Here is a 17,875-nt window from a genome sequence, read left to right on the forward strand (position 1 = left end):
GTGCGACCATGATGCCCCCGACCCCCGACGGCGTGTCCAGCCCGCTCAGGAGTCCTTCGAGACCTCTTCGATGGTCAGTGCCGCCTGGATGAGCGCCAGGTGCGACAGGCCCTGGGGGATGTTCCCCATGAAGTCCCCGTCCACGGCGCTGAGCATCTCGCTGAACAGGCCGACGTCGTTCGCCTGGTCGACCATCGCGTCCATCAGCTGCTGTGCATCGTCGATCCGCCCGACGCACGCCAGTGCTGCGGCGAGCCAGAACGAGCACGCGACGAACGGCGACTCCTCGTCCTCCATGCCGGAGTACCGGTAGACCAGCGGCCCGTGCTGCAGCTGCTCCTCGATGGCCCGGATCGTCGACTCCATCCGCGGCCCGCGGTCGAACGCCGACATCGCGTGCAGCAGGATCGAGCAGTCGAGGGCATCGGTGCCCGGGTACATGACGTAGTGGCCGAGCTCCTCGTTCCACCCGTGCTCGGCGACCCAGTCCTCGATGAGCTCGCGGTTCTCGATCCACTTCTCACGTGGGCCGTCGATCATCCCGGCGTCGTGCAGCTCCACCGCGGCGTCGAGCGCCTGCCAGCAGCCGATCTTGCTCGTCGTGTAGTGCTGCGTGTCCTGCAGCTCCCACATGCCGGAGTCGGGCTCCTCCCAGCGGTGGCAGGCGTCGTCGGCCAGCTCCTGCAGCACGGCCGCGGTGCTGCGGTCGAGCACGTTGCCGGCCCGCACGTACTGGCGCATGATCTCGAAGACGTCGCCCCAGACGCCGAGCTGCAGCTGGTCACCGGCGCGGTTGCCCACCGTGACCGGCCCGATCCCGTTCCAGCCGGGCACGTCGCGCTCCTCGACGTCGTCGGTCTTCGATCCGTCCAGTCCGTAGAAGATCGGCATGGTCTCGTCGTGCTCGGCGATGGTGCGCATCATCCAGGACACGGCGGCGTGGGTCTCCTCGCGCAGGCCGAAGCGGGTGAGCGCGTGCACCGTGTACGCGAGGTCGCGCACCCAGGCGAAGCGGTAGTCCCAGTTCTTGCCGCCCGTGCGGTCCTCGGGCAGGCTCGTGGTCGGCGCCGCGGCGATCGCGCCGGTCGGCGAGAAGATGAGGAGCTTGAGCGCCAGGGCGCTCCGCTGCACCGCCTCGGACCACGGCCCGTCGTAGTTGAACTCCTTCGACCAGGTCGCCCAGTTGTCGATGGTGCGGTCGACTCCTTCGAGGGAGCGTTCCGGGTCGGGTAGGAAGATCGGCTCGTCGTGGGTGCCGACGATGGTCAGGATCGACTTCGACCCCTCCGTCGTCGTGAACCGGCCGGAGAACCGCGGGCCGTCGTCGTGCACCGGCTCGAAGCCGCGCTCGACGATGGCGATGGTCACCCCGTCGATGCCGATCACGGTGCCGTTCGCGGTGTCGAGGCGGCGGGGCTCCGCGGTGTTGAGGATGGTCCCGGGGACGACCGCCCACTCCATCTCGACGGATCCCTCGACGCCCTGCACGCACCGGCCGATCTCCGCCCAGGGCAGGCGTCCCGCGACGCCGGTGACCATGGCGTCGGTCACGGTGGCCCGGCCGGTGGGGGTCGTCCACGTCGTCACCAGGACGTTGGTGCCGGGCAGGTACTCGCGCGAGACCTGCGCGTCGCCGTCGGCGGGCCGCAGTGCGACGTGTCCGCCGTGCTCGGCGTCGAGGATGCTCGCGAAGACCGGCGGCGAGTCCATCGACGGGATCGGCAGCCAGTCGATCCGACCGTCGAGGGCGATGAGCGCGACGGTCCGACCATCGCCGATCGCACCGTACGAGCGCAGCGGGACGTACCCGTCCGTGCGCTCCTCGTTGTCGGTCGCGTCGGGGGTGTCTCGCGTGCGCTCGGTCATGCGTCCAGCCTGCCCCGGCGGTGGCCGCGACCATCAGGCGGACGTACCCCTCGTGGAGGACGGACGCCGGGCCTCCAGGCTGTGGAGGACCGCGCGCGGACCGCTCGCGGATGCCGGGAGCACGGCCGACACGCCAGCGCGACTTGCGCACCCCGGGCGTGTCGCACTAGCGTCGTGCTCCTGCCGATCGGCAGACCGCCCGTCCCGGGCACACCGGAAGGACTGCGCATGCGCGCCGTGCAGCACAACCAGGAACGCGTCGAGCTCCAGCTCGACGCGACCGCCGTGCTGTCCGAGCAGCAGTGGTCCCTCAGCTATCCCGCGTAGGCACGCGACGTCCCACGACGCCCCGTGCCCACCCGGCCCGGGGCGTTCGTCATCTCCGCCTCCTCCCGTCCGCCACGACCGGCGACGACCAGGAGGCCCGGCGTACGACCGTCTCGGACCGTCACCTCGACCGTCACGAAAGCGAGACGACTCCATGAAGAAGATCAACGACCGATTGCTCAGCTGGGCCTCGATGCTCGAGGACACCACCGAGCAGCAGGCCCGCACGACCGCGCGCATGCCGTTCGTGTTCCCGCACCTGGCCCTCATGCCCGACGCGCACCTGGGCCTCGGGGCCACCGTCGGGTCCGTCATCCCGACCCTCGGCGCGATCATGCCGGCGGCCGTCGGCGTGGACATCGGCTGCGGCATGATCGCGGTCCGGACGCAGTTCACCGCGAGCGACCTGCCCGCCGACCTGCAGGGGCTGCGCGAGCAGATCGAGCGCGCGATCCCGCTGTCGGCCGGAGCGTCGAACCGGAAGATCGTCGCGACCGCCGCACCGCGCATCGCGGAGCTCGAGGCGATGGCCGAGACCGCCGGCTTCGACCCGGACGGCGTGCACGGCGGCTGGCGCAACCAGCTCGGCACGCTCGGGTCCGGCAACCACTTCATCGAGGTCTCCCTCGACGAGCAGGACCGGGTCTGGCTCTTCCTGCACTCCGGGTCGCGGGGCGTCGGCAACAAGATCGCGCAGCGCCACATCGCCGTCGCCAAGAAGGCCGTGCAGCGGTGGTGGATCGAGCTGGCGGACCCCGACCTGGCCTACCTGGTCGAGGGCACCCCGGAGTTCGACCGGTACATCGCCGAGCTGCGGTGGGCCCAGCACTTCGCGCTGCTCAACCGCGAGGAGATGATGGACCGCGTCGTCCGGCAGCTGTCCGAGGCCGTCGGGACGCCCGTCGACGAGCGCGAGCGGATCAACTGCCACCACAACTTCACCCAGCGCGAGACGCACTGGGGCAAGTCCGTGTGGGTCTCGCGGAAGGGCGCGATCCAGGCGAAGGCGGGGCAGCCCGGGCTGATCCCGGGGTCGATGGGCACGGCGTCGTACGTGGTCGAGGGCCTCGGCAACAAGCCGTCGCTCGAGTCCTCGCCGCACGGTGCCGGACGGCTGTTCTCGCGGAGCGCGGCCCGGCGGACCTTCACCCACGAGCAGCTGCGCGAGGCGATGGCCGGCATCGAGTACCGCGACACCGACGCGTTCCTCGACGAGATCCCGGCGGCGTACAAGCCGATCGACCAGGTGATGGCCGACGCGTCGGACCTGGTGTCCATCCGGCACACGCTGCGGCAGGTCGTCAACGTGAAGGGCGACTGAGCCGCGTCCACCGACGGGAGGCCCGTGGCCGCGCGCCACGGGCCTCCCGTCCGTCGCGGGGCGGCACCACGGCCCGGCGCGGCCCGGACAGGACGGCTCGCGTCGGGCACGCTTGACGGGATGAGCGACACGGCGGAGCACGCAGCACGGGAGACCGGACGACAGGTCCGGCGAGCGGCCGACAGCCGGTGGTTCGAGGTCACGGCACGCGCCGGGTTCGTCGGCAGCGGCATCGTCCACCTGCTGATCGGGTACCTGGCGATCCTGCTCGGCATCGGCAACGCGTCCTCGGGCGGTGAGACGGACCAGTCCGGCGCGCTGCAGCAGATCGCCGCGGTGCCCGGTGGGGTGTTCCTGCTGTGGCTGATCGCCGTCGGTACCGCGGCGCTCACGGTGCGCCTGGTCGTCGAGGCGATCGTCGGCGGCCGCTCCGACACCACCCGGGGCTGGCTCGCCCGGCTCAAGGACGTCGCGAAGGCCGTGGTCTACGGCGTGATCGCGTACTCGGCGGCCTCGTACGCGCTCGGTGCCGGGTCGAGCTCCAGCAGCTCGTCGCAGAGTGCTGCGGCGAAGACCCTGGCGACGCCGGGCGGGGTGTTCGTGCTGCTGCTCGCCGGGGCGATCGCGGTCGCGGTCGGCATCGGACTCGTCGTCATCGGCTGCCGCCGGTCCTTCCGCAAGCACATCACCCGGGCCCCGGGCCAGCTCGACCGTGCGGTCACCGTGCTCGGTGTCGTCGGCTACGTCGGCAAGGGCATCGCCGTGGTCGTCGTGGGCGTGCTCATCGCCGTCGCCGGGCTGCAGAGCGACCCCGACCAGGCCACCGGCCTCGACGCCGCGTTCGAGGCCGTCCGGAGGATGCCGGGCGGGGTGGTCCTCCTCGTGGCGATCGGCATCGGGTTCGTGGCCTTCGGCGTCTACAGCTTCTTCCGCGCGCGGTACGCCCGCCTCTGACCCGCGGACGCCGCCACAGCCGCACCGGCTCGGACGTTCGCGCTGTGCGACACCTCACGGGCGCGAGCGGGCGTGAGGTGTCGCTGAGCCCGTGGACTCGCCGCCGCCGCGCGCGCACCCACGCCTGAGCGAGCACGGACCGGCGGCGTTGTAGACGGGGTCGATGAGCACCGACGCCGCCACCGGACCCGCGACCGTCTTCTCCGACGCCCGGGCGGTGTTGGCCGAGAGCATCGTCTGGGACCCCGCAGCGCAGCTGCTGCGGTGGACCGACATCACCCTCGGCACGCTGAACACCGCACGGGCCGACGGCACGGTGGTGTCGAGCGTGCCGCTGCCGCCCCCGCTCGCCAGCTTCCAACCCCGGGCGTCGGGCGGGTTCGTCGCGGCCCTCGGGGACACCGTCGTCCTGACCGACGAGCACGGCACGATCGAGCGGGAGATCGCGCGCGTCTCGCACGCCACCTCGGGCAACCGGTTCAACGAGGGCAAGTGCGACCCGTTCGGCCGGTTCCTGGTCGGCAGCATGAACGTCACGACGGGGGAGCCCGACGGAGCGCTGTACTCCGTCGAGCCGGACGGCACGACGCGGGTGCTCCGCGGCGGCTTCGGTGTGACGAACGGCATGGAGTGGTCGGACGACGGCAGCACCATGTACGTCACGGACACGAGCGCGTCGACGATCTACCGCGGGTCCTACGGCCCGGACGGCGAGCTCGGCGAGCTCGAACCCTTCGTGGTCGGCCAGGCACACGACGGCCTGGTCCGCGACGACGAGGGGTGCTGGTGGACCGCGATCTACGGCGGCGGCCGGGTCGAGCGGTACGCCCCCGACGGGTCGCACCTGGAGACCGTCACGCTGCCGGTGGCGAACCCGACGTCGGTGGCGTTCGGCGGACCGGACACGTCGACACTGTTCGTCGCCACGGCCCGCGAGAACCTGACCGAGGAGGACCTCGAGCAGGCGCCGCGCTCGGGCGCCGTGTTCGCGGTGCCGACGCGCGTGCACGGGTTCCCCGCGAACACCTTCGCCGGCTGACCGCACGGCCACGCTCCCCGCACCCGGCGGACGGGTATCCTGGGCGACCGCCCGACCCGAGGAGACCCACGTGGACGACGAACGCCCGGCAGCCGCGCCGGACCCGGCGGGCGAACTCGCACAGGCCGAGGACGCCGACGTCACGGTACGGATCGACCGGGTCGCCGTCGACGGGACCTACGTCCGGGTGAGCTCGATCGGCCACCCCGGCTCCCGAGCGTTCGTGCTGGTCGCGGGGCTCGGCATCGCTTCGACGTACTACGAACGGCTCGCCCCGCACCTCAACGAGAACGGCCCCGTGCACGCGCTCGACCTGCCGGGCTTCGCCGGGGTCCCGCCGTTCCGCGGGCGGGTGTCGATCGAGCGCTACGCCGACGCGGTCGAACGCGTCATCGACGACCTGCGCCTCGAGGACCCGGTGCTCGTCGGCCACTCGATGGGCACGCAGGTCGTGACCGAGGTGGCCGCCCGCCGCCCCGACGTCTCCGACCTCGTGCTGATCAGCCCGGTCGTCGACTCGCACGCGCGGACCGTCCGGCAGTCGGCGTTCCGGTTCCTGCGGTCGGCGCTGCACGAACCCGCTGCCGTGCGCTGGCACGCGGTCACCGCGTACGCGCTGTGCGGCTGGCACTGGTTCCACAAGGTGCTGCCGCGGATGATCGCGTTCCCGATCGAGGAGCGCGCGGCGCACGTGCGGGCGCGCACCCTGATCGTGCGCGGCGAGCACGACGCGATGGTCCCGCGTGACTGGGTGCGTCGGCTCGCGCGGGTGTTCCCGTACGCGGTGCTCCGCGAGGTCGTCGACGGCGCCCACTCCGTCATGCACGCGCAGGCAGACGCGGTCGCCCGGCTCGCGGTGGCGCACGTCGACCGCCGGTTGCCCGACCGCGGGGTGTCCTCGCTGCAGCGGGTGCGCGACGACTCCACCGCGTCCGACCTGGCCCGACTCGGACCGGGCGACGCCTGGCTGCTCGTCAAGTCCCGGTTCATCGAGCTGTTCGGCATGGCGCGCAACGACGACGAGACGCTCGAGGCGGCCAAGTCCGCGCACGCCGTCGCGATGGCGGACGGCGACGACGTCCCCGTCGACCCGGCGGACCGCCGCGCGGTGGTCGACGCGGTCGCGCCGGAGACGGACCGGCGGCAGGAGCCGTGACGCACCGGAGGCCCGGTGCCGGTCCGCCGGACCGGCACCGGGCCTCCAGACGGCCGGGTCAGGGCGTGATGCGCCCCCGCAGCATGTCGGGCGTCAGGGAGTTCGCCTCGGCGAGGACCTGCCGGGCCGCGTCGGTCTGGTCCGGCACGTTCCAGAGCAGGACGCCCCGGACCGTCCCGTCGTCGTCGAGGTAGTAGACGACGCCGGTGGTCAGCGGATCCTGCCAGTCCTCAAGGGTGTCCAGCTCCGTGGAGACCCGTCCGACGGCCTCGTAACCCATGTCGAAGACGTTCGAGTAGAACATCGGCGTGTGGTCGTAGGTCTCGTCGGCGTCGGCCAGGTTGCGACCGGCCTGCCGACCCTGCTGCTTCGCGTTGTCGACGTGCTCGACCCGGCGGGTCCCGAGGATCCGGTCCGGGTACTCGGCGACGTCACCGGCGGCGAACACCGAGTCGTCGTCCGTCAGCAGGGTGGACGACACCACGATGCCGTCGCGCACGGTCAGACCGGCGTCGGCGGCGAGCGCGGTCTGCGGTTCGATGCCGAGCCCGGCGACGACCGCGTCGGCCTCGATGACGGAGCCGTCGTCCAGCGTCAGCACGACGCCGCCGTCGGTCTCCTCGCCCTGTTCCACCCGGCGCCCCGTGCGGAGCTCGACGCCGTGGTCGACGAAGCGCTGCTGGAACGCGCGTGCCAGGTCGTCGGGGAACATGTGACCGCCGAGCACCTCGTCCGGGGTGACGAGCGTGACGCGGGCGCCGTTCTGCACGATGCCGGCGGCGATCTCGGTGCCGATGTAGCTGCCCCCGACCACCGCGACGTGCGCCCTGGCATCGGCGAGCTCGCGCAGCCGGCGGTAGTCGGCCGCGCTGCGGTAGTCGAGCACCCGGTCGGACGGAGCGAGCCCCGGCAGGCTGCGCGGCTTCCCGCCGGTCGCGATGAGCAGCCGCTCGTACCCGTGGGTCGACCCGTCCGCCGTCGTGACGGTCTTCGCGGCACGGTCGATCGCGGTCACCGCGGTGCCGAGCACGAACTGCGCGCCCGTCTCCTCGGTGTGCAGGTCGACCTTCTCGTCCCAGCTGAAGTCGGGGTCGGTCCAGAGCTTCTTCGAGAGCGCCGGCCGGGCGTAGGGCCGGTCGACGTCCTCGCTCACGATGCCGATCGAGCCGTCGGCGTCGAGTTCGCGGACGCCGCGGGCAGCGGCGTCCGCGACCATCCCGCCGCCGACGATGAGGTAGCGGAAGTCGGTCATGGCACTCCTAGATCGTGGCGACCGAGCCGGAGTCGACCCGGTAGTTCGAACCGTTGACGAAGCTCGCCAGGTCGGAGCACAGGAACGCCACGACGTTCGCGACCTCCTCGGGCTCCCCACGACGGTCGAGCTCCATGTACGGACGCTCCTCGTCGAGGAACGACGTGATCGCGTCGTCGAAGCTCTGGCCCGTCTGCTCGGCCCGCTTCTTCATCATCGCGTCGGTCATCGGCGTGTGGATGAACGCCGGCGAGACGGTGTTCACGAGCAGGCCCTCGCTCGCGTAGGACCGCGACAGGCCCTTCGCGAACGACAGCACCCCGGCCTTGGCGGCGCAGTAGGGCAGCTCGTCGTCGTACGGCTGGGTGGCGTCCTCGGACACCAGGTACACGATCCGACCCCAGCCGCCCTGGCGCAGGTCGCCGATGAACTCGCGCGTGATCCGCACGGGGCCCATCAGGTCGATGTCGATCGTCTCGGCCCAGCCGGCCTCGTCGATCTCGTGGAACATGCCCTGCGCGCCGGTGACGCCCGAGGACTGCACGAGGATGTCGATCTCGCCGACCGCCTCGCGCACCTCGTCGTGCAGCGCGGCGAGGCTCTCGGCGCTCCGGACGTCGGCCGCGAAGGCGTGCAGCTTGCCGAGCGGCGCCTCGAGCTGGTCCGCGCTCGTGTCCAGGCGGCTCTGGTCGATGTCGGACACGACCACGGTCGCACCCTCCGCCAGGAGGATGCGAGCCGTGTTCCAGCCGATGCCGGAGTCGCCGCCGAAGACGAGGGCGGTCTTGCCCTGGATGCCGAGGTCCACCCGACCCCCTACGCGTGCGCCGACGCGTCGGCGACGGCGGGCGTGGTGGCCGAGGCCAGCGGGGTGCTCGGGGCGCGGTTCTCGGCGGAGACCATCCACGCGAGCTGCTCGAGGCGCTCGATGAAGCCGTGGAGCAGGTCCGCGGTCGTCGGGTCCTCGTCGTCGACCTCGTCGTGCACGTCGCGCATGGTGCCGGTGGCCTGGTACAGGCGCAGCGTGATCTGGTCGATGGCGTCGTGCGTGGCGATCTCGCCGTCGGGGAAGGCGTCGAGGTGGCTGCCCGCGGAGACGGTCGCCGAGCGGCCGTCCGGCACGAGGTAGAGCGCACGCATGCGCTCGGCGGTGTCGTCGGCGAACTCACGGGCCGCGTCGACGATCTCGTCGAGCTGCAGGTGCAGGTCGCGGAAGTTGGTGCCGAGGATGTTCCAGTGCGCCTGCTTGCCCTGGAGGTGCAGGTCGATGAGGTCCACGAGGACCGCCTGGAGGTTCTTGCCCATCTTGTCCGAAGCGTGCATGGTTGCGACTCCTTTTGCGTCAGTGACCGTTCCGGTCTACGCGGTGTCGCAGTGACCGCTCCCAGTGCGCTCGGAGGCGGCGTCCCCCGGGGGTGCTCAGTGCGCGGGTGCGGGGTCGACCTGGTCGACGGCCTCGCGCATCTGCTCGAGGAACCCGGCCACGATCCGTGCCTCGGACGCGGGGAGGCCCTCGGCGATCGACATCATCCGTCGGTGCATCACGCCGAGCGTGGCGCGGACCTCGTCGTCGGTGTCGGTCGTCGGCGTGATCACGAGCGCCCGACGGTCGGTGGGGTGCGGGTCGCGTCGCACGTGGTTCGACTTCACCAGGCGGTCGATGAGGATCGTGGTCGACGCCGACGAGATCTTCAGGTAGGCGGCGAGGTCCTTCGGGCTGACCATCCGGCCGGCGCGTTGCGCCTGCAGCAGGAAGCGCACCGCGAGCAGGTCGGTCTCACCCATCCCCATCGAGTCGCGGGTGCGTCGCCGCATCGCGGTCTCCGCGGCCCGGTAGCGCCGGAGTGCGTTGAGGACCGCGACCCCGCGCTGGGTCGCGTCGTCGTCCGGGAACCAGTACCCGGACGCCTCGGTGATCTCCTGCGTCGACATGGGGTTCAGGGTAACCCGTCTCCTTACTAGGCGTCCTAGCGAACCTCGGCGCCCTGGCGAACGTCCCCGTCCACCGTCCCGCCCCTGCGGACGCACCCGACGGACGGGAGGCCCGTGGCGGGGTCGCCACGGGCCTCCCGTCCGTCTCCTGGTCGCGTCAGGCAGCGGCCGGTTCGTCCGTGGCGGCCGCGGCCTCGGCGAGCGCGGTGAGCGCGCCCTGCACGAGCGTCGTGACCTCGGCGTCCTCACGCGGGTGGGTCTCCGCGAAGCGGACGACCGACTGCGGGATGGCGACCTTGACGTCCTCGAGCACCTTCGCGCCGGCGATGCCGGCGGCCTTGCGGGCGTCGTCGTGCGCCCAGACGCCGCCGTACTGACCGAAGGCGGAGCCGATCACGGCGAGGGGCTTGCCGGACAGCGGCGATGCGCCGAACGGCCGCGAGCCCCAGTCCAGGGCGTTCTTCAGGACGGCGGGGATCGTGCCGTTGTACTCGGGGGTGATCAGCAGCACGCCGTCCGCGGCGGCGACGGCGTCACGGAAGGCGACGGCCGGTGCCGGCGGGGTGTCGCCGTCGATGTCCTCGTTGTAGAAGGGCAGGTCGACGATGCCGTCGAAGGTCTGCAGCTCGATGCCCTCCGGCGCGTGGTGCGCGGCGGCCTCGGCGAGCTTGCGGTTGATGGAGTCGGCGCGCAGGCTGCCGACGAGGACGAGGACGTTCGTCATGGGGATCCCTCTGGTTCTGTTCTGGGTCGGAAAGGTGTCTGCGACAACCAATCCGATCGTACGGGTCCGCATTCCCGGACGCCTGGGTACGGTGGCGGCGTGAGCACCCTTCGGACCCCGGCCAGCACGCCCCGCACGCCCGACCCGGACTGGTGGCGGGACGCCGTCGTCTACCAGGTCTACCCGCGCAGCTTCGCCGACACGGACGGCGACGGACTCGGCGACGTCGCGGGCATCACGAGCCGCGTGCCGTACCTGGCCTCGCTCGGGGTCGATGCGCTCTGGCTCTCCCCGTTCTTCCCGTCGCCGCTCGCCGACGGCGGCTACGACGTCGCCGACTACCGGGCGGTGGACCCGCGGCTCGGGTCCCTCGCGGACCTCGACGCCCTGGTCCGGGCGGCGCACGAGCACGACCTCAAGGTCATCGTCGACGTCGTGCCGAACCACACCTCGGACCAGCACGAGTGGTTCCGCGCGGCGCTGGCGTCCCCGCCCGGGTCGGCGGAACGGGCACGGTACGTGTTCCGCGAGGGCACCGGTGCGTCCGGCGAGCTCCCGCCGAGCGACTGGGTCTCGAACTTCGGCGGCAGCGCCTGGACCCGGGTGCCCGACGGGCAGTGGTACCTGCACCTGTTCGCCCCCGAGCAGCCCGACCTGGACTGGTCGAACCCCGAGGTCCGCGCCGACTTCGAGGACACCCTGCGCTTCTGGTCCGACCGCGGCGTCGACGGGTTCCGGGTCGACGTGGCGCACGGGCTGGCGAAGGACCTGTCGACGCCGTACCGGCCCTCGAACGAGCACGCGCTGCCGCTCGACGGCTCGGACCCGCTGTACGACCGTGACGAGGTGCACGAGATCTTCGCGGGGTGGCGTCGCGTGCTCGACGAGTACGACCCGCCCCGTGCCGCTGTGGCAGAAGCCTGGGCGCCGGCACCCCGTCGGGTCCTCTACGCGCGTCCGACCGAGCTCGGGCAGGCGTTCAACTTCGACCTGCTCGAGTCGCCGTTCGCCCCCGACGCCTTCCGGGAGATCATCGAGCGCAACCTGGCCGCCTCCGAGCAGTCCGGCGCGTCGAGCACGTGGGTGCTGTCGAACCACGACGTCGTCCGCCACGCCACCCGCTACGGTCTGCCGGAGGGCACCGACACCGACGCCTGGCTGCTGACCGACGGCACGGCGCCGGCGCTCGACCGGGCACGGGGGCTCCGCCGGGCACGGGCGGCGACGCTGCTGATGCTCGCGCTGCCCGGGTCGTCGTACGTGTACCAGGGTGAGGAGCTCGGCCTGCACGAGGCCGCCGCGATCCCCCGCGACCAGCTGCAGGACCCGAAGTGGCTGCGCTCCGGCCACACCGTGAAGGGCCGGGACGGCTGCCGCGTGCCGATCCCGTGGACCACGACCGGACCGTCCTTCGGCTTCGGCGAGGTCGCACCGCTCCTGCCGCAGCCGGCCGACTTCGGGGCGTCCTCGGTGGAGGCGCTCGACGGCGACCCGACGTCGACGCTGTCGCTCTACCGGGACGCGCTGGCTGCCCGTCGCCGGCTGCAACGGGGCGAGGAGCTCGCCTGGCTGGACGCCGGCCCCGACGTCGTCGCGTTCGCGCGGCACGACGGATGGCGGTCGGTCACGAACTTCGGGACCACCCCGGTGCCGTTGCCGGACGGCACGGTCGTCGTCGCGTCGGCGCCGCTCGACGGGGTCGCCCCCGGCGTCCTGCCCGGTGAGACGACGGTGTGGTTGGCCTGATCGGTCGCGTTCTCCCTGCACAGCCGGGAGGCGCGTGACGGCGTTCCACAGATCGTCTCGCCACCGCGTGCGGTCGGTGTCGCGATCGCGAGCATCGGGACATGACAGATCCCACTGCTTAAACAATGGCCCCACGCGTGCTCCGGTCACGGGTCGCGCGTCGTCTCGCCGCGGCGTGCACCGCGCTGACGGCACTCGTCGTGCTCGCGGCGCCCGCCGTCCACCCGAGCGGGTCGAGCGCCGCGGCGCTCGACTTCCCCTACGTCAACCAGTTCTCCAGCGCGTCCGGCGGTGCCCTGCACGGTGACGCGTCGGTCTCGGGCGGTCGGCTCCGGCTGACCGACGACGTCCGGAACCAGGCCGGGGCGTGGTCGACGAACGACACGTTCCCGTCCGACACCGGGCTCGAGATCGAGTTCACGTACGCGATGTACACCGCCAAGGACGACCCCGGCGCCGACGGGCTGCTGCTCTACCTGGCCGACGGTGCGGCGGCGCAGGGCGTCGGGTCCTTCGGCGCCGGCCTCGGGTACGCCTGCCGGAAGGAAGCGACCGAGGGCGGTGGGCGCGCGTGCGACCTCCCGGGCGTGCCCGGGGGCTTCGCCGCCGTGGCGATCGACCACTACGGCAACTTCTCGTCACGCATCAACGGGTCCGGCCCCGGAGCGGAGCCCGACCACGTCGTGGTCCGTGGTTCGGGCAACGGGACCGAGGGGTACCGCTACGTCGCCGGCGTGCAGGCGCCCGGCGGCACCGTGACCGCGGGGTCCACGCCCCGGAAGGTGCGGGTCACGCTGGTGCCGGACGACGACGGCGGGCTCGCCGTCACGGTGCGGCTGCAGGCGGGCTCGACCATGCGGACCGTGCTCGACCGGGTCCCGCTGCACGGTGACGGCCAGGCGCCGCTGCCGAGCACGCTCCGGCTCGGCTTCGCGGGTGCCACCGGCAGTCACGTGGACAAGCACGAGGTCGACGCGCTGCGGGTGTGGAAGCCGGCCGACCTGTCCGTCGAGCACGACCTGCCCGCGACCGCGACGGCCGGCGAGCCGCTCCGGTACACCGTGACGGCGCGGAACCCCGGCCCGAACCCCACCGACCCGAGCCCGCTCGTGGTCGACGTGCCGGACGGCGTCGAGGACGTCACCTGGACGTGCGCGGCCACGGACGGCTCCGCCTGTGCAACGGCGTCCGGGTCGGGTGACGTGTCGACCGACCTGTCCCTGCCCCGTGGGGGCTCCGCCGTCGTCACGGTCGAGGGGCGGATCGCCGACGGTGCCGAGGGCGCGCTCGAGAGCGTCGCGACCATCGCACCACCGCCGTCGCTGTCCGACACGAACGAGGCGGACAACGCATCGCGGGCGAGCACGACCGTCTCCGCCGCACCCGTCGACGCCCACGTCGAGACGGGCAAGTCGGTGTCGCCGTCGACCGTCCGGCCCGGGGACGAGGTCGAGTACCTGGTGACCGCCCGGAACCGTGGGCCGGCGGTGGCGCAGCAGGTCGGCGCCGTCGACGAGCTGCCCGCCGCGATGCGCTTCGCCGGGTCCGACGACGGCTGCACGGCCGAGGGGCAGCGGGTGACCTGCCGCTCCGAGGTCGCGCTCAAGGCGGGGGAGACCCTGGACTTCCGGATCCGCGCCGTGCTCGACCCGGGCTACCAGGGTGACGGTTCCGACGTCGAGAACGTGGCGACCGCGACGTCGCCGAGCGACCCGGACGGCGGCGACCCCTCGACCGGTGTCGTGGTGGTCGTGGTGCCGGACGACCAGGACCCGCAGCCGAGCCCGACGCCGACGGGGTCCGCGCCCGCGGACCGGCCGGACGCCGACGACGGTGGCGCCGCCGTCGACGCTCCGCACGATGACGAGCACCAGCCGGGCGCACCGGTGGCCGACCGTGGCCCGAGCGAGCCGGCGGGGGCGCTCGCCTACACCGGCGCCGAGGGGCTGGGGCTGCTCGCCGCGATCGCCGCCGTGCTCGCAGCGGTCGGTGCCACGAGCTGGTGGGCCGTCCGGCGACGCGCCCGCCGAGCGGCCTCGCCAGGGGACTCGCAGCAGCCGTGAACCGGCCCGGGCGGTGCCGGGGAACCGGTGCCGCCCGGGGCTGGCGGCCACGGCCCCGCCGGCTCCGAGCCCCGGCGCCGGTCGGGTGCCCACCACACCGGCGGTAGGATCGACTCCACGATCCGCATGCCCGAAAGAGGTCTCGTGTCCGACACCGTGGACGACGCCACCACCGTGAACGATGCGACCCAGCGCGCGCGGTACTGGCCGGTCCCGATCCTCCGGGCCGTGCCCGCAGCGGTCGTCGCGCTCGTGATCACGTTCTCGACGAACCACGCGGCCGGCTACGGGTTGCTGCTCTTCGGCGCCTTCGCCCTGGTCGAGGGGCTCGTGCTGCTGTTCGGCGGGATCGCCCGCCTGCCGCTCGACGGACGCTCGCGCCGCACCACCCTGCTGCAGGCGGTCATCACCCTGCTGGCCGCGGTCGCCGGCATCGCCCTGAACGGCCTCGGCCTCCCGGCCTTCATCACGGTCGTCGTCGCGTTCGCGGTGCTGACCGGAGCGCTCGAGCTGTCCCAGGGCCTCCGAGCACGGCGCCGATCGCCCTTCGCGCGTGACTGGACGACCATGGGGGCGATCACCCTGCTGCTCGCGGTCGCCTTCCTCGTCACCCCGCCGGACTACTCCCGGCAGCTCGGCGGCGTGGAACAGGTCACCGGGACCCTCGACGCCTCCATCGTGCTCGTCGGCCTGCTCGGCGCGTACCTCGCCATCACGGCGGTCTTCCACGTGATCGCCGGCCTCTCGCACAAGTGGGGCACGGCCACACCGGCCCCGGACGGAGCACCACTCGCATGACCACCCCCAGCCGTCGTGACCGCCTGCGCCCGGTCGAGCTCCTCGGGATCTCCGGGATCATCGCGGTCTTCACGGGCCTCGTCGTGCTGTTCTCGACGCGGGAGCTGCAGCTGTCCGTGATCTTCCTCGGCATCGCGTTCATCGTGGTGGTCGTCGTGCTCGCGATGCTGCAGCTGGCGTCGTCGAGCGAGCAGGACGACAACGACATGCTCGGCGGGCACAAGACCCCGGGCGAGAGCGACGGCGACGACTTCCACTGACGACGCCTGACGCCTGGCCGCTGCCGACACGCCCGAGGTCACGAATCCGGAACGGTCCTGTCAGGATCGCGCGTCCTGCCGACACCTCTGGGTGAAGGAGGTGGGATGTGGACGTGACGACCGGCACCGACACGGACGGAGCGCTCGTCCGCGCGATGGCGCAGGGCGACACCGCTGCCCTGTCGCGGGCGTTCGACCGGTACGCCGCCACGCTCACCCGGTACGCCTGGGCGCTGGTGGACGACCGGTCCGACGTCGAGGAGATCGTGCAGGACGCCTTCCTGACGCTCTGGCAGCGCGCGGCGACCCTCGAGCTGCCCGCCGACACCGTGTTGCCGTGGCTGCTCGTGGTGTGCCGCAACCACGCCTTCAACACCGGGCGCAAGCAGGCCCGGCGACGCGCGGACGAACTCCCCGAGCACCTCGCCTCGCCCGCCGACCACGACGAGGCCCGCGAGACCCTCCGCTGGGTCCGGGCCGAGATCGCCGCACTGCCCGACCTCGACCGTCGCATCTGCGAGCTGTGCCTGCTCGAGGGCCACTCGTACGCCGAGGCCGCCGAGCTCCTCGGGCTGACGGTCGGCGCGGTCACCCAGCGGGTGTCCCGCAACCGTCGACGACTCAAGAAGGTGGTGATGCACGATGAACACTGAGCCTCCCGAGGGAGACGACCTGCAGCGCATGCTCGTCTCGATGAAGCAGAACGTCCTCGAACGTGCCACCCCGCGTCCGAAGCGTCGTCGTGTCCGCCCCGGCATCGCGCTCGGCATCGTCGGACTGCTGGCCGTCGGCACCGCGACGGGCGCGGTCGCCCTGACGCTCTCGCAGCAGCAGGAGCAGCCCGTGGCCGCACCCACGCAGACGCAGCAGCCGGAGCCCGCCCCGACCGCGACGACCCCGTCCTCGGCGCCGATCACCGGTGCGCCGACCCCGAAGCCCACACCGACCCCGACCCCGCCGAGCACGGTGGCGACCATCCCGACCGACTGCCGGGCGCTGGTCTCGGCAGCCGACTACGACCGCTTCTTCGGCTCGACACCGTTGACCCAGCAGGATCCGCCGTCCGGAACCGATCGTGTCCCCGACGGCCAGGACCCGGAGGGCACCGAGTCGAAGGTGTCCTGCTCGTGGCGTGACCCGAGGGCGGACATCTCGGGGATCGAGGTCCGTGCCGGCACCGCCACCCAGGCCACCATCCAGCAGGAGATCGAGGAGTTCCCCGCGTTCGACGGCGGGGGGACGTGCACCGAGCGTGACGGCGGCACCTTCTGCCAGTCTCGCGGGATCGTCGAGCCCTACGGCGTCGAGAAGGCGTACACGTACTTCACGCGTGGCGACACCTGGATCACCATCGAACAGACCAACGTCCCGACCGACGGACTCCTGTCCGCGCTCATCGGGACGTTCTGGGGGGACTGACGGCCGGGAGGCATGTGGCGGACCCGCGCCGCGCCTCCCGTCCGCCGGTGGGCGACCCCCGCGTCACCCCACCCGCGCCGCGACGATGTCCCGCGCCAGCGTCCGGACCGCGCGGCTCGGCTCCGGGGACGAGCGCACCGCCAGCCCGATCCGGAGCGGGTCGACCGGGTCCTGCAGGTCGAGCACCGCGCCGTCGTACCGCACCCCCGAGTCCGGCACGACCCCGACGCCGAGTCCGGCCGAGGCGAAGCGGACCACCGCCGGCATGTCGTTCATCTCCGCGACGATCCGCCGCCGGATGCCGAGCCGCTCGAGCGCGCCGTCCAGGATGATCCGGTTGCCGAACCCGTGCGCCGTGTCGACGAACGGTTCCTCGGCGAGTTCGGCGAGCGACACCGAGGTGCGGCCGGCCAGCGGGTGGTCCGACGCGGTGAACACCCGGAACGGCATCTCCCGCAGCGGCTCGACGACCACCCCGGCGGGCACGGAGGGCAACCCCGTGTAGGCGATGTCGAGCCGCCCGGCGACCAGGTCCTGCACGAGCCCGGTGGTGCCCGACGGCGAGGTCATCAGCTCCACCGCGACCAGCGGGTGCCGCCGTCGGAACCGCCCCAGCACGCCCGTCAGGTCGACGATGTCCATGCTCGTGAAGATCCCGAGCCGCACCCGGCCCCGCAGGTCGGCGTCGTCCACGGTCGCCAGGTCGCGCATGCGGTCCAGCGACTCGAGCACGGCGCGGGCGTGCGGGAGCAGGTCCTCGCCGGCGGGGGTCAGGACGAGCTGTCGGCCGGTGCGGTCGAAGAGCCGGACCCCGAAGCTCCGTTCGAGCGAGGCGATCCCCGCCGAGACCGTCGACTGCGCCGCCCAGAGGCGTTCGGCCGCCCGCGTGACACTGCCCTCGGCGGCGACGGCGGCGAACTGCTCGAGCAGACGGGTCTCCATCGTCCGAGTATCGACCCGCTCGATGGCGCACATCAACCAGGTCCGTTGGACTCGATGCTCGGCGATCGCGATCATC

17 protein-coding genes are annotated in these 17,875 nt (G+C 72.5%); 10 read left to right on the forward strand and 7 right to left on the reverse strand.

The genetic code is table 11. The features are described from left to right. Window positions 1-45: 45 nt before the first annotated feature. Entirely contained in the window at window positions 46-1,866 is a 1,821-nt protein-coding gene (locus tag I8920_RS01615) for a glycoside hydrolase family 15 protein (protein ID WP_198657468.1), read from the reverse strand. A 481-nt stretch (window positions 1,867-2,347) separates the two neighbouring features. On the opposite strand from I8920_RS01615, the gene I8920_RS01620 reads away from it, so the two are divergent. The 4 genes from I8920_RS01620 to I8920_RS01635 all read left to right on the forward strand — a co-directional run bounded on the left by I8920_RS01620 (window position 2,348) and on the right by I8920_RS01635 (window position 6,663). Then, window positions 2,348-3,514 carry an RtcB family protein gene (locus I8920_RS01620; RefSeq protein ID WP_198657469.1) on the forward strand — a complete coding sequence of 389 codons (1,167 nt, stop codon included), beginning with the start codon at window positions 2,348-2,350 and terminating at the stop codon, window positions 3,512-3,514. A 120-nt stretch (window positions 3,515-3,634) separates the two neighbouring features. Continuing rightward, window positions 3,635-4,468 (forward strand): DUF1206 domain-containing protein, encoded by an 834-nt coding sequence (locus I8920_RS01625; RefSeq protein WP_198657470.1) that lies wholly within the window; start codon window positions 3,635-3,637, stop codon window positions 4,466-4,468. A gap of 163 nt (window positions 4,469-4,631) precedes the next feature. Beyond that, window positions 4,632-5,507: an SMP-30/gluconolactonase/LRE family protein gene (locus I8920_RS01630; RefSeq protein WP_198657471.1), complete on the forward strand. Its 876-nt coding sequence runs from the start codon at window positions 4,632-4,634 to the stop codon at window positions 5,505-5,507. Between the two features lie 70 nt (window positions 5,508-5,577). Continuing rightward, the gene (locus I8920_RS01635; protein WP_198657472.1) at window positions 5,578-6,663 is read left to right on the forward strand and encodes an alpha/beta fold hydrolase; all 1,086 of its coding nucleotides are present in this window, start codon (window positions 5,578-5,580) and stop codon (window positions 6,661-6,663) included. A gap of 58 nt (window positions 6,664-6,721) precedes the next feature. Here the strand turns inward: I8920_RS01635 and I8920_RS01640 are convergent, their stop codons facing one another. The 5 genes from I8920_RS01640 to I8920_RS01660 all read right to left on the reverse strand — a co-directional run bounded on the left by I8920_RS01640 (window position 6,722) and on the right by I8920_RS01660 (window position 10,571). After that, entirely contained in the window at window positions 6,722-7,915 is a 1,194-nt protein-coding gene (locus I8920_RS01640) for an NAD(P)/FAD-dependent oxidoreductase (RefSeq protein ID WP_198657473.1), read from the reverse strand. A gap of 7 nt (window positions 7,916-7,922) precedes the next feature. Further along, entirely contained in the window at window positions 7,923-8,723 is an 801-nt protein-coding gene (locus I8920_RS01645; RefSeq protein ID WP_198657474.1) for an SDR family NAD(P)-dependent oxidoreductase, read from the reverse strand. 8 nt (window positions 8,724-8,731) lie between these two features. Beyond that, entirely contained in the window at window positions 8,732-9,238 is a 507-nt protein-coding gene (locus I8920_RS01650; protein WP_198657475.1) for a Dps family protein, read from the reverse strand. Between the two features lie 96 nt (window positions 9,239-9,334). Beyond that, on the reverse strand, window positions 9,335-9,847 hold the full coding sequence (locus I8920_RS01655; RefSeq protein ID WP_198657476.1) for a MarR family winged helix-turn-helix transcriptional regulator: 513 nt from the start codon (window positions 9,845-9,847) through the stop codon (window positions 9,335-9,337). A 157-nt stretch (window positions 9,848-10,004) separates the two neighbouring features. Next, on the reverse strand, window positions 10,005-10,571 hold the full coding sequence (locus tag I8920_RS01660; RefSeq protein ID WP_198657477.1) for an NADPH-dependent FMN reductase: 567 nt from the start codon (window positions 10,569-10,571) through the stop codon (window positions 10,005-10,007). A gap of 99 nt (window positions 10,572-10,670) precedes the next feature. Here I8920_RS01660 and I8920_RS01665 point away from each other — a divergent pair, with 99 nt between their 5' ends. From I8920_RS01665 to I8920_RS01690, 6 genes are all read left to right on the forward strand, one after another. Further along, window positions 10,671-12,317 (forward strand): glycoside hydrolase family 13 protein, encoded by a 1,647-nt coding sequence (locus I8920_RS01665; RefSeq protein ID WP_198657478.1) that lies wholly within the window; start codon window positions 10,671-10,673, stop codon window positions 12,315-12,317. A 137-nt stretch (window positions 12,318-12,454) separates the two neighbouring features. Further along, complete coding sequence (locus tag I8920_RS01670) at window positions 12,455-14,380, forward strand: lectin-like domain-containing protein (protein WP_198657479.1); 1,926 nt, start codon at window positions 12,455-12,457, stop codon at window positions 14,378-14,380. Window positions 14,381-14,524: 144 nt separating this feature from the next. Next, entirely contained in the window at window positions 14,525-15,178 is a 654-nt protein-coding gene (locus I8920_RS01675) for a DUF308 domain-containing protein (protein WP_232832784.1), read from the forward strand. After that, on the forward strand, window positions 15,175-15,438 hold the full coding sequence (locus tag I8920_RS01680) for a hypothetical protein (RefSeq protein ID WP_198657481.1): 264 nt from the start codon (window positions 15,175-15,177) through the stop codon (window positions 15,436-15,438). Before I8920_RS01675 ends, I8920_RS01680 begins: the two co-directional genes overlap by 4 nt. Window positions 15,439-15,551: 113 nt before the next feature. Continuing rightward, on the forward strand, window positions 15,552-16,091 hold the full coding sequence (locus I8920_RS01685) for an RNA polymerase sigma factor (protein ID WP_198657482.1): 540 nt from the start codon (window positions 15,552-15,554) through the stop codon (window positions 16,089-16,091). Further along, the gene (locus I8920_RS01690; protein WP_198657483.1) at window positions 16,081-16,857 is read left to right on the forward strand and encodes a hypothetical protein; all 777 of its coding nucleotides are present in this window, start codon (window positions 16,081-16,083) and stop codon (window positions 16,855-16,857) included. The genes I8920_RS01685 and I8920_RS01690 overlap by 11 nt, the downstream gene beginning before the upstream one ends. Before the next feature lie 63 nt (window positions 16,858-16,920). Here I8920_RS01690 and I8920_RS01695 read toward each other — a convergent pair whose 3' ends face one another. Next, window positions 16,921-17,799, reverse strand: coding sequence for a LysR family transcriptional regulator (locus I8920_RS01695; protein ID WP_198657484.1), 879 nt, complete (start codon window positions 17,797-17,799; stop codon window positions 16,921-16,923). Between the last annotated feature and the right edge of the window lie 76 nt (window positions 17,800-17,875).

Source organism: Curtobacterium sp. YC1 (assembly GCF_016267665.1).
In the GTDB taxonomy this organism is placed as follows: domain Bacteria; phylum Actinomycetota; class Actinomycetes; order Actinomycetales; family Microbacteriaceae; genus Curtobacterium.

What these genes read in the sequence shown, in the direction of transcription:
- I8920_RS01615 (WP_198657468.1), bottom strand. Translation starts at nt 1,866, where the DNA reads ATGACCGAGCGCACGCGAGACACCCCCGACGCGACCGACAACGAGGAG.
- I8920_RS01620 (WP_198657469.1), top strand. Translation starts at nt 2,348, where the DNA reads ATGAAGAAGATCAACGACCGATTGCTCAGCTGGGCCTCGATGCTCGAG.
- I8920_RS01625 (WP_198657470.1), top strand. Translation starts at nt 3,635, where the DNA reads ATGAGCGACACGGCGGAGCACGCAGCACGGGAGACCGGACGACAGGTC.
- I8920_RS01630 (WP_198657471.1), top strand. Translation starts at nt 4,632, where the DNA reads ATGAGCACCGACGCCGCCACCGGACCCGCGACCGTCTTCTCCGACGCC.
- I8920_RS01640 (WP_198657473.1), bottom strand. Translation starts at nt 7,915, where the DNA reads ATGACCGACTTCCGCTACCTCATCGTCGGCGGCGGGATGGTCGCGGAC.
- I8920_RS01650 (WP_198657475.1), bottom strand. Translation starts at nt 9,238, where the DNA reads ATGCACGCTTCGGACAAGATGGGCAAGAACCTCCAGGCGGTCCTCGTG.
- I8920_RS01655 (WP_198657476.1), bottom strand. Translation starts at nt 9,847, where the DNA reads ATGTCGACGCAGGAGATCACCGAGGCGTCCGGGTACTGGTTCCCGGAC.
- I8920_RS01660 (WP_198657477.1), bottom strand. Translation starts at nt 10,571, where the DNA reads ATGACGAACGTCCTCGTCCTCGTCGGCAGCCTGCGCGCCGACTCCATC.
- I8920_RS01680 (WP_198657481.1), top strand. Translation starts at nt 15,175, where the DNA reads ATGACCACCCCCAGCCGTCGTGACCGCCTGCGCCCGGTCGAGCTCCTC.
- I8920_RS01690 (WP_198657483.1), top strand. Translation starts at nt 16,081, where the DNA reads ATGAACACTGAGCCTCCCGAGGGAGACGACCTGCAGCGCATGCTCGTC.
- I8920_RS01695 (WP_198657484.1), bottom strand. Translation starts at nt 17,799, where the DNA reads ATGGAGACCCGTCTGCTCGAGCAGTTCGCCGCCGTCGCCGCCGAGGGC.